At 68.4% G+C, this 13,745-nt stretch carries 19 protein-coding genes and 1 riboswitch; of the genes, 17 read left to right on the plus strand and 2 right to left on the minus strand.

Annotation, left to right across the window (positions count from 1 at the left end; translation table 11 throughout):
* Positions 1–17: 17 nt before the first annotated feature.
* Positions 18–83, plus strand: a riboswitch (guanidine-III (ykkC-III) riboswitch).
* A gap of 9 nt (positions 84–92) precedes the next feature.
* The 4 genes from AC1DGD_RS12540 to AC1DGD_RS12555 all read left to right on the plus strand — a co-directional run bounded on the left by AC1DGD_RS12540 (position 93) and on the right by AC1DGD_RS12555 (position 2,682).
* On the plus strand, positions 93–416 hold the full coding sequence (locus AC1DGD_RS12540) for a DMT family transporter (protein WP_028275448.1): 324 nt from the start codon (positions 93–95) through the stop codon (positions 414–416).
* A gap of 20 nt (positions 417–436) precedes the next feature.
* Complete coding sequence (locus AC1DGD_RS12545) at positions 437–823, plus strand: DMT family transporter (RefSeq protein WP_230008738.1); 387 nt, start codon at positions 437–439, stop codon at positions 821–823.
* 176 nt (positions 824–999) lie between these two features.
* Positions 1,000–2,010: an aldo/keto reductase gene (locus AC1DGD_RS12550; protein WP_476856998.1), complete on the plus strand. Its 1,011-nt coding sequence runs from the start codon at positions 1,000–1,002 to the stop codon at positions 2,008–2,010.
* Positions 2,011–2,031: 21 nt separating this feature from the next.
* Positions 2,032–2,682, plus strand: coding sequence for an MBL fold metallo-hydrolase (locus AC1DGD_RS12555; RefSeq protein ID WP_018774115.1), 651 nt, complete (start codon positions 2,032–2,034; stop codon positions 2,680–2,682).
* A gap of 122 nt (positions 2,683–2,804) precedes the next feature.
* On the opposite strand, the gene AC1DGD_RS12560 is transcribed toward AC1DGD_RS12555, so the two are convergent.
* Positions 2,805–4,709, minus strand: coding sequence for a DEAD/DEAH box helicase (locus AC1DGD_RS12560; RefSeq protein ID WP_476856999.1), 1,905 nt, complete (start codon positions 4,707–4,709; stop codon positions 2,805–2,807).
* Between the two features lie 344 nt (positions 4,710–5,053).
* Positions 5,054–5,371: a hypothetical protein gene (locus tag AC1DGD_RS12565; RefSeq protein ID WP_476857000.1), complete on the minus strand. Its 318-nt coding sequence runs from the start codon at positions 5,369–5,371 to the stop codon at positions 5,054–5,056.
* Positions 5,372–5,586: 215 nt separating this feature from the next.
* Here AC1DGD_RS12565 and AC1DGD_RS12570 point away from each other — a divergent pair, with 215 nt between their 5' ends.
* The 13 genes from AC1DGD_RS12570 to cycA all read left to right on the plus strand — a co-directional run bounded on the left by AC1DGD_RS12570 (position 5,587) and on the right by cycA (position 13,590).
* Positions 5,587–6,612 (plus strand): class I SAM-dependent methyltransferase, encoded by a 1,026-nt coding sequence (locus tag AC1DGD_RS12570; RefSeq protein ID WP_476857001.1) that lies wholly within the window; start codon positions 5,587–5,589, stop codon positions 6,610–6,612.
* Positions 6,609–7,301 carry an SAM-dependent methyltransferase gene (locus tag AC1DGD_RS12575; RefSeq protein ID WP_476857002.1) on the plus strand — a complete coding sequence of 231 codons (693 nt, stop codon included), beginning with the start codon at positions 6,609–6,611 and terminating at the stop codon, positions 7,299–7,301. The genes AC1DGD_RS12570 and AC1DGD_RS12575 overlap by 4 nt, the downstream gene beginning before the upstream one ends.
* A 190-nt stretch (positions 7,302–7,491) precedes the next feature.
* A complete protein-coding gene (locus tag AC1DGD_RS12580) occupies positions 7,492–8,001 on the plus strand; it encodes an Asp23/Gls24 family envelope stress response protein (protein ID WP_476857003.1) in 510 nt (169 codons plus the stop codon).
* Entirely contained in the window at positions 7,998–8,189 is a 192-nt protein-coding gene (locus AC1DGD_RS12585) for a hypothetical protein (protein WP_223917174.1), read from the plus strand. The genes AC1DGD_RS12580 and AC1DGD_RS12585 overlap by 4 nt, the downstream gene beginning before the upstream one ends.
* Positions 8,189–8,587 (plus strand): hypothetical protein, encoded by a 399-nt coding sequence (locus tag AC1DGD_RS12590; RefSeq protein WP_476857034.1) that lies wholly within the window; start codon positions 8,189–8,191, stop codon positions 8,585–8,587. The genes AC1DGD_RS12585 and AC1DGD_RS12590 overlap by 1 nt, the downstream gene beginning before the upstream one ends.
* Positions 8,584–9,165 carry a hypothetical protein gene (locus AC1DGD_RS12595; protein ID WP_476857004.1) on the plus strand — a complete coding sequence of 194 codons (582 nt, stop codon included), beginning with the start codon at positions 8,584–8,586 and terminating at the stop codon, positions 9,163–9,165. The genes AC1DGD_RS12590 and AC1DGD_RS12595 overlap by 4 nt, the downstream gene beginning before the upstream one ends.
* The gene (locus AC1DGD_RS12600; RefSeq protein ID WP_476857005.1) at positions 9,162–9,767 is read left to right on the plus strand and encodes a hypothetical protein; all 606 of its coding nucleotides are present in this window, start codon (positions 9,162–9,164) and stop codon (positions 9,765–9,767) included. The genes AC1DGD_RS12595 and AC1DGD_RS12600 overlap by 4 nt, the downstream gene beginning before the upstream one ends.
* Positions 9,768–9,828: 61 nt before the next feature.
* The gene (locus tag AC1DGD_RS12605; RefSeq protein WP_476849806.1) at positions 9,829–10,059 is read left to right on the plus strand and encodes a CsbD family protein; all 231 of its coding nucleotides are present in this window, start codon (positions 9,829–9,831) and stop codon (positions 10,057–10,059) included.
* Positions 10,060–10,101: 42 nt separating this feature from the next.
* The gene (locus tag AC1DGD_RS12610; RefSeq protein ID WP_476849807.1) at positions 10,102–10,689 is read left to right on the plus strand and encodes an RNA polymerase sigma factor; all 588 of its coding nucleotides are present in this window, start codon (positions 10,102–10,104) and stop codon (positions 10,687–10,689) included.
* Positions 10,686–11,279 carry an Asp23/Gls24 family envelope stress response protein gene (locus tag AC1DGD_RS12615; RefSeq protein ID WP_476849808.1) on the plus strand — a complete coding sequence of 198 codons (594 nt, stop codon included), beginning with the start codon at positions 10,686–10,688 and terminating at the stop codon, positions 11,277–11,279. Before AC1DGD_RS12610 ends, AC1DGD_RS12615 begins: the two co-directional genes overlap by 4 nt.
* Positions 11,276–11,524 carry a hypothetical protein gene (locus AC1DGD_RS12620; RefSeq protein WP_476857006.1) on the plus strand — a complete coding sequence of 83 codons (249 nt, stop codon included), beginning with the start codon at positions 11,276–11,278 and terminating at the stop codon, positions 11,522–11,524. The genes AC1DGD_RS12615 and AC1DGD_RS12620 overlap by 4 nt, the downstream gene beginning before the upstream one ends.
* Positions 11,521–11,688 (plus strand): hypothetical protein, encoded by a 168-nt coding sequence (locus tag AC1DGD_RS12625; protein WP_476857007.1) that lies wholly within the window; start codon positions 11,521–11,523, stop codon positions 11,686–11,688. The genes AC1DGD_RS12620 and AC1DGD_RS12625 overlap by 4 nt, the downstream gene beginning before the upstream one ends.
* A gap of 387 nt (positions 11,689–12,075) precedes the next feature.
* Complete coding sequence (cycA, locus tag AC1DGD_RS12630) at positions 12,076–13,590, plus strand: D-serine/D-alanine/glycine transporter (protein WP_476857008.1); 1,515 nt, start codon at positions 12,076–12,078, stop codon at positions 13,588–13,590.
* The last annotated feature ends 155 nt before the right edge of the window (positions 13,591–13,745 follow it).

Consider the following 13,745-nt stretch of genomic DNA (forward strand, 5'->3'; position numbering starts at 1 on the left):
TTTGCTAGACTTGGAGGCCAGGGCCCCTCTTCCGGGCCTCCGGACGACGGTTCAGTACCCGGCACGCGACAAGACTGGCCACAGGAGCTGTCATGTCGTGGCTAATACTCATTCTTTCCGGGGCGCTGGAGGCCGTTTGGGCCGCCGCCCTGCACCGGACCGCCCAGGCCAGGGGCCGCCGCCGGCTGGTCCCGGCCCTCGTCTTCCTCGTTTCCGTCCTCGCCAGCACCGGCGGGCTCGCCGTCGCCATGCAGTCCATCCCTACCGGAACGGCCTACGCCGTGTGGGTGGGGGTCGGCGTCGTCCTGACGTCCGGCTACGCGATAGCCGCCAAAGTTGAGCGCCCGACGGCGGCACGGATCCTGCTTCTTGGCGGGATTGCCGCGAGCGTCGCCGGCCTGAAGCTGGTGGCGTGACCATGATGAAACCAGCTGCAATGTCATGGATGATTCTGCTCGCTTCCGCTGTGCTGGAGGCGGTCTGGGCTACGGCACTGGGCCTGTCCGACGGGTTCTCCCGCCCGTTGCCGACCCTCGTGTTCGCCGTGACGGCCAGCCTCAGCATGGTGGGGCTCGGCTTGGCCGTGAAGCGCATTCCGCTCGGCACCGCCTACGCCATCTGGGTGGGGATCGGCGCTGCACTGACGGTCGGCTGGGCGATGGCCACCGGCGTCGAACCGGCCAGTCCGCTCAAGCTGCTGTTCATCGCCGGAATCGTCGGCTGCGCGGCGGGCCTGAAGCTCCTGCCGCCAACGGCGGACTCAGAGGAACCTGCACAAGGCGCTGTCCGGCCGGCCTCCCCTGCGGAAATTCCCCACGTTTAGGGCAGTACGACGGCGTGTCCCCTGCAGCGCGCCGTCGTGCCGTCCGCGCAACGGTCAAAGGTGGGGAGAATCGTCTGCCCGGCCGATAGCAGGGCCGGAATAGCCGCGCGCATCCTGGGGTTCTTGGCAGGGACGGAAGTCCTACGGAACTATTCAGTGCCCGAATGGAGACCAAGATGACGGCAGCAACAGTCCGGCTCGGCGACGGCCTGATGGTCAGCCCCCTGGGGTTCGGCGGTATGGCCCTGACCCCTGTCTACGGCGAGGTGGACCCGGCCGAGGCCCTGCGGACCCTGCATCACGCGGTGGACGCCGGCGTCAGCTTCATCGACACGGCGGACATTTACGGCGGCGGCAGCAACGAGGAGCTGATCGCGCGTCTGCTCAAGGAACGCCGCGGCGAAGTCCAGCTGGCCACCAAGTTCGGCCTCGTGGGCACACCGTCGGCCGGCTACACGGACATCCGCGGCGACGCCGCCTACGTGCGGCAGGCCGTGGACCGCAGCCTGCAACGGCTGGGCACCGACACCATTGACCTGTACTACCTGCACCGCCGTGACCTCCGCGTTCCGATAGTGGAAACCGTGGAGGCCATGGCGGGGCTGGTACAGGCCGGCAAGGTGCGGCATCTGGGCCTGTCAGAGGTGACGGCCGAGGAGCTGCGCGAGGCCAGCCGCGTCCACCCGATCGCCGCGGTCCAGAGCGAATGGTCCATCTGGAGCCGCGACGTGGAACGCAACGTAGTGCCCGCCGCCGCCGAACTCGGGGTGGGCTTTGTGCCGTATTCGCCGCTGGGCCGGGGATTCCTCACCGGCACCGTGGACGCCTCGACGCTGGGCAGCAACGACTTCCGCCGCAACATCCCGCGTTTCGCCGCGGACGCTGCCAGCGCCAACAAGGGCGTGGTGGCGGCCGTGCAGGCGGTCGCTGCGGAACTGAGCGTTGCCGGGCAGGCTGCAACTCCTGCCCAGGTGGCGCTGGCCTGGCTGCTTGCGCGGGGCCGCCAGCTGGGACTGCCCGTGGTCCCCATTCCCGGCACCCGCAAGGCGGACCGGATCGACGAAAACCTTGGCGCCCTGGCCCTCGACTTCACCGCAGCGCAACTGAGGACGCTCGAGTCCGCCGCGGACGCCGTCGTCGGTTCCCGCGCCGCGGACCCCAACTGGGTGTCCCAGGGCCGTGAATAGCGGCTCCGTAGACTGATGCCCATGGACTCGCTCATTCACTCTTTACGTGACATCACCATCCGCCGGATTTCGGTCGGCGAGATGGACAACAATGTTTACCTGCTCACGGCCAAGGCCTCCGGCGCGCAGCTCCTGATCGATGCGGCCGATGATCTGGCCGCCATCCAGGGGCTGCTCGCGGACGCCGCCGCGGATACTTCCGCGACGCCGAAGCTGGCGCTGGTTGCCACCACCCACCAGCACTGGGACCATGTCCGGGCGCTGCCGGGCCTGGTGGAAGCCACCGGTGTGAAAACGGCGGCCGGGACAGAGGATGCCCCGGAGCTGCCGGTGCCGGTGGATGTACTGCTGGATCACGGGGACGTCGGCAACTTCGACGGCTTCGATGTGACGGCTGTACATCTGCGCGGCCACACACCGGGTTCGATCGCCCTTGTGTACCAGGACCCCGAAGGCCCGGCCCACATCTTTTCCGGCGACTCGCTGTTCCCCGGCGGGGTAGGCAACACACAGAAGGATCCGGCGCGCTTTGCCCAGCTGATCACCGATGTGAGCGAGCGGCTGTTCGATGTGTATCCGGATGACACCGTGGTGCACCCGGGACACGGCCAGCCCACCACCCTCGGCGCGGAACGGCCACACCTGGAAGAGTGGCGCGCCCGCGGCTGGTAGCTTCAGCTTTTCGCGGCGTTTTTGGACAACCGCTGCGCTTTCGGACGGCCGCTACGGGGATTCCCGTAGCGGCCGTCCGTTTGCGCAGCGCCAGCTATTTTGCGTAGCTGAGAACCGGAACCTTAGCGGCCGCGGCGTTCGTTCGAGGCCGGAGCCGACGCGCGGCGGGGGCCCGAGCCGCGGGCCGGACGTCCTTCACCGGAACGGCCGTTGCCGCCGCCGGCGTAGGATCCGCCCGAGGTGCCACCGGTGTTGGAGGACCAGACAGCCGCGCTGCCTCCAGATTTGCTGCCGGCGGACTTGGCGCCGGCAGCTGCACGCTGGCCGGTTGCCGGGCGTCCGCTGCGCTGGCCGCCGGTCGAAGCGCCGGTGCGGGGAGCGCCACCTGTGCGGGGAGCTCCGCTGCGGGGAGCCGAAGCGCCCCGGGCGTCGCCGCGTCCGTCTGCGGCGCGACCGTCCGAACCGCGGCCGGCTGCGGCACGGCCGCCGGCGGCCGGAACATCGTTGTGGTGCGCATAGGCGGTGGTGCGGCCGCGGCCACGCGCATTCCGGCGTTCGGCGCGCTCGGCATCTGCGCGGTCCTGGTTCTGTTCGGCGACACGGTCGGCGGCGTTGCGGGCAGCAGCTTTGCCTTCGTAGGCGACGGCGCGGCGCTCGGCGCGCGGCAGGTCGGTCCGCGGTGCCTCGGCGGACACCCGTCCGCGTCCGCCACGGCCACCACGGCCACCCGCGGTGGGTGCAGCCTGGGTGGTGCGGCGGGCGCGCTTGCGCTCGGCGTTGGCACCGGTGGAGGTGCCGCCGCCGTGCTGGGCGGCTTTGGCTGCCAGCAGGGCGGCACGGGTGCGGGGATCGATCTTGTCGGCCATTTCGCCGACCAGTTCAGCAACCAGCGGGGAGTTGGCGGTGACGCGCTCGAAGTTGACCTCGACACCGGCGGCCTTCATCAGCTTCTTGACGTCGGACTGCTGCTCGGGCAGGGTCAGCGTGACCACGGTGCCGTCGGAACCGGCGCGGGCCGTACGGCCTGAGCGGTGCAGGTACGCCTTGTGCTCCGTGGGCGGATCCACGTGGATGACCAGTTCGACGTCGTCGACGTGGACGCCGCGGGCCGCGACGTCGGTGGCCACCAGGACGCGGACATCGCCGGAGGAGAACTCGGCCAGGTTGCGGTCACGGGCGTTCTGCGAGAGGTTGCCGTGCAGATCGACGGCGGGGATGCCGGCGTCGGTCAGGGTCTTGGCCAGCTTGCGGGCGTGGTGCTTGGTGCGCATGAAGAGCACGCGGCGGCCGGCGCCGGAGGCGAGCTCGACGATCAGCTGCTTCTTGACGGTCTGGTCATTGACCACCAGCACGTGGTGTTCCATGGTGGTCACCGCGGCCTGCGGGTCGTCCACGGAGTGGGTCAGCGGGTTGGACAGGTAGCGCTGGACGATCTTGTCCACGCCGTTGTCCAAGGTGGCGGAGAACAGCAGGCGCTGGCCCTGGGTGGGGGTCATGTCCATGAGCTTCTTGACCACCGGGAGGAAGCCAAGGTCGGCCATGTGGTCGGCCTCGTCCAGGACGGTGATCTCGACTGCTTCGAGGGTCAGGATGCGCTGGCGGATCAGGTCCTCCAGGCGGCCCGGGCAGGCGATGACGATGTCGACGCCGGCGCGCAGGGCCTTTTCCTGGCGGGCCTGGGAGATGCCGCCGTAGATCACGGTGGTGGTCAGGCCCATGGCCTTGGCCATCGGCTCGATGGTCGCGTTGATCTGCGTGGCCAGCTCGCGGGTGGGAGCCAGGACCAGGCCCATCGGGCGGCCGGGCTTGCGGAAGTGCTTGGCTTCGCGCTCGGCGAGTCGTGCCACCAGCGGGATGGCGAATGCGATGGTCTTGCCGGAGCCGGTGCGGCCGCGGCCCAGGACGTCGCGTCCGGACAGGGTGTCGGGAAGGGTCTTGACCTGGATCGGGAAGGGCTCCACGATCCCCTGTGCGGTCAGGGTGTCGGCAAGTGCTTTGGGCGTGCCGAGGGCAGCAAATGTAGTCATGTGTTTCAAAGTCTTTCAGGCGGTATCCGTGCGGATATCGGCCCCCGATGCCGGTTGGCTCAAGGGTTCGCCGAAGAAAAGTCAGGTGATCAACCGGGCTGTTGCCAAACTTCAGCAAGCGGCCGCCGGGACCAAATGGAACGCGTTCATCGACGCAGGATGTGCCTCTCACATGAAAAAATCCCACTGCCTGCGTGCGGATTCCCGAAGGAATCCGGCAGGGATCCGGCTGATGGACCGAAGCCGGTCAACCAAATCAAAAGTGGGCATCACTGCACATCAAGTTCCACTAGCCTACCACCCGGCAGGCCCGGGTCCCGTATCCGTGACGGCCGGCCCGGCCCCTAGCCCGCCATGCTGGGGGCTTGGAACAGCGGCATGTGGGACAACTGGGCGGATGCATGAGCGGATGTGTTGACGGCCGCCCGTGACGGCGTTTTGGCCGGTCCCCGGTCGGCTGGCCGCAGGATCACGAGCGCCTCGGCGTCGATGAGGCGGCGGGTCCCCGTCCGGGCATCGAGGATCCAGAACAGGTCCACGCCTGTGACGGTCTGGGTCACCGGGCCCCGGTGGAAGAGCTTCCCGTTGTGCCACGCCTCAATCTCGTCCCCCACGTTCAACTCGGCCGAGCTGCGGATCTGCCGTGCTTCGTCAACGTCCATGGTCATTGCCCTTCCCCAGCGTTCAATGTCTTGTGCCCAGCATTCATGACGCAGGTTTCAGATTGGTTTCCGGAGCGTGATTTCCACGTGTCCGTCCGCCTGCGCGGCGCCCGGACGGAAGCCCGGACGGCGTATTGACCGCCCTTACGTCCGGGAGGACCATGGTGGGCGGGAAGGGCCGCACGAGGGGCGGCCCGTGAGGGGAGTCGGACGCAATGCCGGGAATAGTCTCCGCTGGCCTGTTTCGGGTCATCCAGCTGGCGTTGTTTCCCTTGAGTGCGGCCGGCTACATCACGTCCGTCCCCGGGATGCTCGCCTACAGCCGGCGCACCGGCACGTCGGCCACGCTGCTCGCATCCCTCTACACGCGCTGGATGCAGCACCGCCTGGGGACACGGCCGGATGTCCCCGCGGCCCGGCTCATGGCCGCTCTGCCGAACGTGTCCGCGACTGGCATCCAGATGGAGACCGCCCCCACGCTCGCCGCCCACCTGATCACGGGCTACGTGCCCAGGCTCTACCGCTATCCGTACCCGGGGCTGGCACCGATGCGCCACCAGCCGACAGCACGGACCAGCCTCTATGACGCGGCCGTTCAACGGCATCGCGGGGGCATCGACCAGCTCGTGATCCTCGGGGCGGGATTCGACACCCGGGCGTTCCGGCTGGCGCCCGGGGACCGCGTGCGTTGCTTTGAACTCGACCTGCCCCGGACCCAGGCTTTCAAACTCGCGATGCTCGAAAAAGCGGGCCTCTCTACGCGCCTGGCCACGTACGTACCCGCCGATTTCGAGACCGAGGACTGGATGGAGAAGCTGCTCGCAGCCGGTTTCGACCCGAACCGGCCCGCACTGTTCCTCTGGGAAGCGGTGACCATGTACCTGGACCGCGCCTCCGTCGAGGCGACGCTGCGCAGGATCGCCGGCACCGCCCCGGGCAGCATCGTGGCCTTCGACTACTTTTCCAGGGAAACGATCACCTCGGGATCGCCCTACATGCGGTATGCGCGGGCTGCCGCGAGATTCGTCGGCGAGCCCCTGACCTTTGGGATCGACAACACTCCCCCGGCCAGGAAGAGCGCCGCGGACTTTGTTGGGTGCTTCGGACTGGTCCTTGAGGAGCACAGGAATTTCGGCAGGGAGACCCGACGGCGGTCCGCGCCGGGAGGGTTCGTCACCGCCGTCGTGCCTGAAAACAAACAGCGAAACGCGGCGAACCGCCGTGATGAGGGGAAACCATGACAAAACGCAGCCACAGCCACGGGCATGACGCCGCCGAACACGCGGCGGTCGAGGATGCGGCGCCCGGTTCCGCAGCCCGGATGTGGGATGAAAAGTACAGCAGCCGGTCCAGGATGTGGAGCGGGGAGCCGAATCCGCAACTCGTCGCCGAGGTGGCGGACCTTCCTGCCGGCGAGGCTCTGGACCTGGGGTGCGGCGAGGGCGCGGACGCGATATGGCTTGCTGCCCGCGGTTGGAGCGTGACGGGCCTGGACGTTTCCGCCGTCGCCCTGGAGCGTGCGGCCGCCCACGCCCGGGAACGGGGCCAGGACGCCACCATCGAGTGGGTGCAGCAGGATCTTGCCACATGGGTCCCGGACCGGTTGTTCGACCTCGTCACGGCCCAGTTCCTGCATTCCACCCAGATGCCGTGGCAGCAGGCGTTGCAGCTCGCCGCGGCCGCGGTGCGGACCGGCGGGACGCTGCTGATCGTCGGCCATCACCCCGACGGGCTGCCTCCGTGGGGCGCGCACCATACTCCGGAGAAGTTCTTCACGGCCGAGGACCTTGCCCGGGAACTCCGGATCGAGGAGCCGATGTGGCGTGCCGAGGTCCTGGACAGCCGGCGTCGCAGCGCCGTCGGGCCCGACGGCGAGGCAGTGTCCCTTACGGATGCCGTGCTGCGGGCCACGCGCCTGGCCGCCCAGTAGACAGCCCAACGGCCTGTCGGGCCGTTGTCTGGATGGCCTGCGGGGCCGCTGCCTCAGGCGGCCCCGGGATTTCCAGGACCCCATGTGATGCAGCTCACCCCGATTCGACCGTGAGGAATTCCGTTCCCGGCCCGTCTTACCTATGACGGCGCCACAGAGCGTCTTCCTCAACCGATCAGGAGTGATTGCCTTGACCACCCAGACGCACACCCCGGCAGACGTCCAGGGACAGGCCGGCCCGGCAACCGCAGCGAAGGCGCCCGCCGCGAAGTCCCCCACGCTGGGCGCGCCCGCACCGGCCCCAGGCATCGACGGCCGCGGTGCGACCACTGTCGCAGACGGCGTTGTGGCAAAGATCGCCGGCATCGCGATCCAGGAAATCGAAGGAGTGCACGCCCTCGGCGGCGGAGCAGCCCGTGCGCTGGGAACCCTGCGTGAAAGGGTCGGCCAAAAGGACCTCACCCAGGGCGTCAGCGTGGAAGTCGGACAAACGCAGGTAGCGGTCGACATCACCCTGGTGGTCGAGTACCCGCACCCGCTCCAGCTTGTCGCGGACAAGGCCCGCGACGCTGTCTATACGGCCATCGAGGACCTCGTCGGCATGGAGGTGACGGAAGTGAACATCACCATCACGGACATCCATGTGCCCTCCGATGACGAGGACACCGAGGACGCACGGACCGAGCCGAGGGTGGCTTGAGCCCCACGCTGGCCGGCCTGGCCATCGGAGCCGTCCTGGCCGCAGCGTCCCTGGCGTTTGGATTCTGGGGTTTCCTGCTCACCGCGCTCTTCATGGGGGCAGGGGCCGTGCTGGGCCGCGCGGCCGAGGGGCGGCTGGATCTTGGCGGAGTGCTGGACGCCCTGCGCGGCAAGCGCTCCTCCTCGTGATGCGGGCGGGGCACACCCGGATCACCCCGGCAGCCCTCAGGCACACCATCGAGACGATCGCGGCCCACGCCTTCAGCGTTCCGAGATCCGACGTCGCCGCGGTGCTGGATGACGATTCGGGCCGGCTCGCCGCGAGAGTCTCCGTGAAGCTGGCGCTCCCGCCGCTCCTCGGCCCGCGCCGGGGGCCCGACGGCGGCACCGTCTTCGACCGCTCCCGGGCGGCCCGGACAGCCATCATTGCCCGCGGCCTGGACCTCACCGGCCGGACGCTAAGCAGCGTAGATATCCGGCTCAGCGGGGCCGCACAGCACTCCGGCACTGCCAGGGTCGACGCGCCATCCGGAGCGCCACGCCGGAACCACAAGGACCGGAACCACAAGGAAAGGAAAATCGCATGAGCCAGGATCGAGCCATTCGGCGCCTCGTTCGCAGGGAGACCCACTCTTCCCGGGCCACGGCGTCCATCCTGACCGCTAGCGTCCTTGCCGCCGTCTTCCTCTGGCTTGCCCTCGAGACCGTCCTGGCCCTCCTCCAGGAGAGCCCGCTCCTTGGCAGCCCCGACCGGCTGGGCCGATGGCTCACCGGCGTGCCGGCCACCACGCTCCCGGCCGGGTTGGTGGCCGCCGGCGCCGGCCTGGCGGTTCTCGGTCTGGCGCTGCTCGCAGCTGCAACCATGCCCGGCCGCCGGTCCCGGCACGCCGTGCACAGCGGCCGGAGCGCCGTGGTGGTCGATGGCGAGGTGATCGCCTCGGCAGTATCCCGGCGGGCGCGCCTCACCGCGGGGCTGGCACCCGGGCAGATCATCACCACGGTGGGCAAGCGGGCTGTACGCGTCCAGGTCCGTCCGACGTCGGGCGTTTCCGTGGACCGGGACGCGATCAGCGCCGCGGTCGACGACGAGCTGGCCGGGTACTCCCTTGGCCGCCGGATCGCACCGACAATCCACATCATGAGGGAAGGGGCGCTGGGGCAATGAGTCGGACCAACAGGGCATTGAATCGGATCCTGCTGGCCCTGGCCGGGCTCGTGCTGCTCGCGGCCGGCGCTGCAACGGCTGCCGCCGGGATCCTGCCGGACGTTGCGGCCGCATGGGCGGCCACAGGATCCTCCCTCCTGGACCAGGCCGGAACACTCCTCGCCTCGGCACCGCTCCCGGGCCCCGCCCGCAGCTGGTGGGCCATGGCCGGGCTCGCCGCGCTGGCCACGGCCGCCGGGCTCAGTATCGCCTGGATCGCATCGCAGGGTGGCGGCCGGACACCTCGCGTGGGCCGGGAATCTGACGGCGGCCGCGGCACCACCGTCGTCGAAACCGGGTTTGTCTCGGCGGCCGTCAAACAGGCCCTCGCCGGCAACCGCCTGGTACTCGGCACCTCGGTATCGGCATGGGACAACAGAGGCACAACGGGACTCCGGCTGCGGCTCCAGGCGCGGCAGGGCGCATCTCCAAGGGAGATCGCGGACACCGCCGACGTCCTGGTCCAGGGGATCGACACATTGCTCGGCCATCCGCTCCCGGTTCTGGTCCGAATCACCAGCGGCACCAAAACCTGGGCGGCCGCACCGGATCGCGCCCGCTAGCCGGCCGGAAGATACGTACCGCAACACCGCACCACGCCGTAATGACAGCAGAGGAAACATCATGGGAATCGACGACAAAGTCAACTACACAGTCATCCACCACATCGGTGCGGCCAAAGAAGGCGTCGGCAGCATGACAGGCGACCAGGGCCTCAAGCGGGAAGGCCAGCACGAGCAGGCCCAGGCAAAACTGCAGGAGGCCGGCGACCGGGTCAAGGACGCCGCGGCCGATATCGGAGAGAACATCAAGGACGCCGCGCGGAAGCTCAAGGAAGGCTTCAGCAAGGAGTAGCCCGCACCCCGACATGCCCGCGATGAAAGCAGAGATAAGCGCGTGACTGGTTCACCTTCGGCGCCGCATCAACTGGACCTCGTACCGGACGCCCTGCTGGTGGGTCGGGCCACCGACGGCGACACCGCCGCTTTCGAGGCGCTGGCCCGACGGCATGGCCCCGTTATGCGGGCCTGCGCCCGCCGCCTGACCGGCTCCCTCGCCGATGCCGACGACGTAGTGCAGGAATCGCTGATGCAGGCCTGGAAGCAGCTCGACACCCTGCGCGATGGGGACGCCGTGAAGGGCTGGCTGCTGCGTATTACCGGCAGCCGCAGCATCGACCACCTGCGCCGGCGAAGAAACCATTCGGACCTCGGCGATCTCCACCACGGGCTGGAGGCTGGTGCGGGCACCGCACACAGGGACCACCCCGAACACGCCGCCCTGAGCGGTTCCCGGATGGACGCGCTCAAGACCGCGCTGGCCGCCCTGCCCGAGGAACAACGCCGCTGCTGGGTGCTGAAGGCGTTCAATGACCAGAGCTATGAGGAAATTGCGCAAACCTTGAACATCAGCACTGCCAGCGTCCGCGGCCGCCTTTCCCGGGCACGCATCACTCTGGCCCGCGAAATGGAGGACTGGCGATGAGCACCCCTGGCGAGACTCTCGGCTGCGGGCACAACCTGGCAGACCTGAGCGAATACCTGGACACCGGACGGATCGGCGATCCCGGCCACCTTGAGGACTGTCCCGAATGCCAGTCCGGGCTGGCCTCGCTGCGCAGGCTCGCGGCCCTCGGCAATGAACTGCTCGACGCCGACACCGCTGCGGCCGGCAGCGGCAGCGACGACTGGATGAAGACCATTCTGGACAACCTGCACCTGGAACTGCGGCCGGGCAGGAACATTCCCCTGCGCGCCGACACACCCGGCGACCTCCTCACCGAGACAGAGGGCGCCATATCGGCGCTGATCCGCTCTGTTGCGGATTCCCTGCCCGGCACCGCTGCCGGAAAATGCCGCCTGTACGGGGACGTCACCGAGCCGGGGGCCCCCATCACCATCGGCGTCGACCTCGCCGTCGTCTACGGGCATCCCTTGGAACAGCGCGCCACCGCGCTTCGCTGGAAGTTGGCCACGACCCTGGCCCTGCAGACAGAACTGAACATCACGGCGATCGATGTCACGATCACCGACGTTTTGGAGCCCGGCAATCCAGACCCAGAGGAGACGCCATGACCCAGCCCTTGCCTCCCGGGCACGGCACACCTGCGGCACTGCCCGACGCTGCGCTGCCGGGCGAACAGCCCGACGCCGCGCTGCCGGCCGAACTGCGGGCGGTCATCGAGGCCGTTCACGGCGTGACGGCGGTGTATCCGGCGCGACCGCTCTGGCAAACGATCGCGGGCGCGGCCCGGTCGGCCGTGACCGGAGAAGCGCCGCCGTCATCGATTCCGGTGCCGGCGCGACACCTTCGACCGTGAGGACGCGCATCGGCGTGAGCGGGGCGTACCCGGCCCCGGAGGTGGCCCGGGCCGTGGCCGCGGCGGTGCGGCGGCACTTCAGCCCCCACCCTGTGAACGTCCACGTTGGCATCGTCCAGATCCGCATCGACCAGGTTTCAGAAGCCCCGCCGCGCAAAATATGACAAAAGACAGCGGACGACAACTGAAGCTAAGATGATCGACAGCTGTCGAACCCGCCCACGGGCGGGTGATCTGCGCCAATGCGATTCGGAGCCCCGCAGCGGGCGGGCGTGCCCGCGTCGCAATTTTCCCTAGGGCCCGGCGAAAGATGAGGGTCCCGGACCGGCTCCCGCGCCTTCCGGGAGCTTCGTCCCGCCGGGAGCGCGGCGGCACTCCACCGACCAGACGGTCCACCAACGCGGACCGACGTGACAACAGGGACCACGAAATACCGGCCCTAACCTTGATCTACCCGCCAAAACTGTTACCTCCGTCACACTCTGACGGATCCGTGCGGCCCGCACTGTGGAACCCCCGCCGGCGACCGCCTGTGACAAGGAAGAAGCCTCATGTCTGAACGCACCACCACGGCCGCTCCGGCCACTGCAGAATCTGACATTGCCCAAACTGGAACTGCCGCCTCCGCCAACGGTGACTCCGGGAACCGCGAACCGCACCTCGCCCGGGCCCTCGGCAACCGCCACATCCAGCTGCTCGCCATCGGCGGCGCGATTGGCACCGGCCTGTTCATGGGATCCGGGAAGACCATCTCGCTCGCCGGCCCCTCCGTCATCTTCGTCTACATGATCATCGGCTTCATGCTGTTCTTCGTGATGCGTGCCATGGGCGAGATCCTGCTCTCCAACCTGAACTACAAGTCCTTCAGCGACTTCGCCGGTGACCTCCTGGGGCCGTGGGCCGGCTTCTTCACCGGATGGTCCTACTGGTTCTTCTGGGTGGTCACCGGGGTGGCGGATATCGTCGCCATTTCCGGCTACGTGGACAAGCTCGCTCCCGGCACGCCCCTGTGGATCCCCGCGCTGCTCACTCCCGTGGTCTTGATCCTCCTGAACCTCCCCACCGTGAAGGCGTTCGGTGAAGCGGAGTTCTGGTTTGCCATCATCAAGGTGGTCGCCATCGTGGCCCTGATCGTCACCGGCGCGGTCATGATCGCCACCCACTTCACGTCCCCGAACGGCGCAGAAGCCAACCTCGCCAACATGTGGAACGACGGCGGCATGTTCCCGCACGGCATGTTCGGCTTCGTCCTCGGCTTCCAGATCGCCATCTTCGCTTTCGCCGGAATCGAACTGGTGGGCACCGCCGCCGCCGAAACCAAGGACCCGGAGAAGAACCTGCCGCGCGCCATCAACTCCATCCCGGTCCGCGTCCTCCTCTTCTACGTGGGCGCCCTGGTGGTCATCATGGCCGTCAATCCGTGGCGCACCATCGACCCCGCCAGCAGCCCGTTCATCGGCATGTTCACCCTCGCCGGGCTGGGGATCGCCGCGGTGGTCATCAACCTTGTGGTCCTGACCTCCGCCGCCTCCAGCGCCAACTCCGGAATCTACTCAACCTCCCGGATGGTCTACGGCCTCGCCCAGGACGGGAACGCGCCCAAAGCGTTCGGAAAGCTCAGCGTCCGCAAAGTACCGCAGAACGCGCTGCTGTTCTCCTGCATCTTCCTGCTGGCCGGCCTGGTCCTGCTCTATTCCGGCGACTCCGTGATCGGCGCGTTCACGGTGGTCACGTCCGTGGCGTCCGTGCTGACCATGTTTGTGTGGTCCATGATCCTGGTCAGCTACATCGTCTTCCGCCGCCGCCGGCCGGCCCTGCACGAGGCTTCGTCCTTCAAGATGCCCGGCTCCGCCTTCATGCCGTACGTCGTGCTCGCGTTCTTCGTGTTCATGCTGGTGGCCCTGGGGCAGGCCGACGACACCCGGCTGGCACTCTTCGTGGCGCCCGTGTGGTTCCTGCTGCTGGGCGCGGCCTGGCACTTCAACCGCAAGTCCCCGCTGCAGCAGGCCCGGATTGTGGAATGGAAGGCCGTCCGCTCGCAGGAGGAAGCCCGCGCGGCTGCCTGATCCCCGCGCGGAAACAAGGGAGCGCTGAAACAAAGGAGCGCTGACGCACAGGAGCGCTGACGCACAGGAGCGCTGACGCACAGGAGCCCCGGCCGGATCATCCGGCCGGGGCTCCTGTGCAGTGCTTGTTATGGTGCAGTGCGCGTCATGGTGCA

The sequence above is a fragment of the Arthrobacter sp. 05T45 genome, assembly GCF_056395875.1.

Coding starts and splice junctions, on each gene's coding strand:
- AC1DGD_RS12595 (WP_476857004.1), top strand. CDS start 8,584: ATGAGCCAGGATCGAGCCATTCGGCGCCTCGTTCGCAGGGAGACCCAC.
- AC1DGD_RS12550 (WP_476856998.1), top strand. CDS start 1,000: ATGACGGCAGCAACAGTCCGGCTCGGCGACGGCCTGATGGTCAGCCCC.
- AC1DGD_RS12605 (WP_476849806.1), top strand. CDS start 9,829: ATGGGAATCGACGACAAAGTCAACTACACAGTCATCCACCACATCGGT.
- AC1DGD_RS12540 (WP_028275448.1), top strand. CDS start 93: ATGTCGTGGCTAATACTCATTCTTTCCGGGGCGCTGGAGGCCGTTTGG.
- AC1DGD_RS12545 (WP_230008738.1), top strand. CDS start 437: ATGTCATGGATGATTCTGCTCGCTTCCGCTGTGCTGGAGGCGGTCTGG.
- AC1DGD_RS12570 (WP_476857001.1), top strand. CDS start 5,587: ATGCCGGGAATAGTCTCCGCTGGCCTGTTTCGGGTCATCCAGCTGGCG.
- AC1DGD_RS12590 (WP_476857034.1), top strand. CDS start 8,189: ATGCGGGCGGGGCACACCCGGATCACCCCGGCAGCCCTCAGGCACACC.
- AC1DGD_RS12600 (WP_476857005.1), top strand. CDS start 9,162: ATGAGTCGGACCAACAGGGCATTGAATCGGATCCTGCTGGCCCTGGCC.
- AC1DGD_RS12620 (WP_476857006.1), top strand. CDS start 11,276: ATGACCCAGCCCTTGCCTCCCGGGCACGGCACACCTGCGGCACTGCCC.
- AC1DGD_RS12575 (WP_476857002.1), top strand. CDS start 6,609: ATGACAAAACGCAGCCACAGCCACGGGCATGACGCCGCCGAACACGCG.
- AC1DGD_RS12555 (WP_018774115.1), top strand. CDS start 2,032: ATGGACTCGCTCATTCACTCTTTACGTGACATCACCATCCGCCGGATT.
- AC1DGD_RS12615 (WP_476849808.1), top strand. CDS start 10,686: ATGAGCACCCCTGGCGAGACTCTCGGCTGCGGGCACAACCTGGCAGAC.
- cycA (WP_476857008.1), top strand. CDS start 12,076: ATGTCTGAACGCACCACCACGGCCGCTCCGGCCACTGCAGAATCTGAC.
- AC1DGD_RS12565 (WP_476857000.1), bottom strand. CDS start 5,371: ATGGACGTTGACGAAGCACGGCAGATCCGCAGCTCGGCCGAGTTGAAC.
- AC1DGD_RS12560 (WP_476856999.1), bottom strand. CDS start 4,709: ATGACTACATTTGCTGCCCTCGGCACGCCCAAAGCACTTGCCGACACC.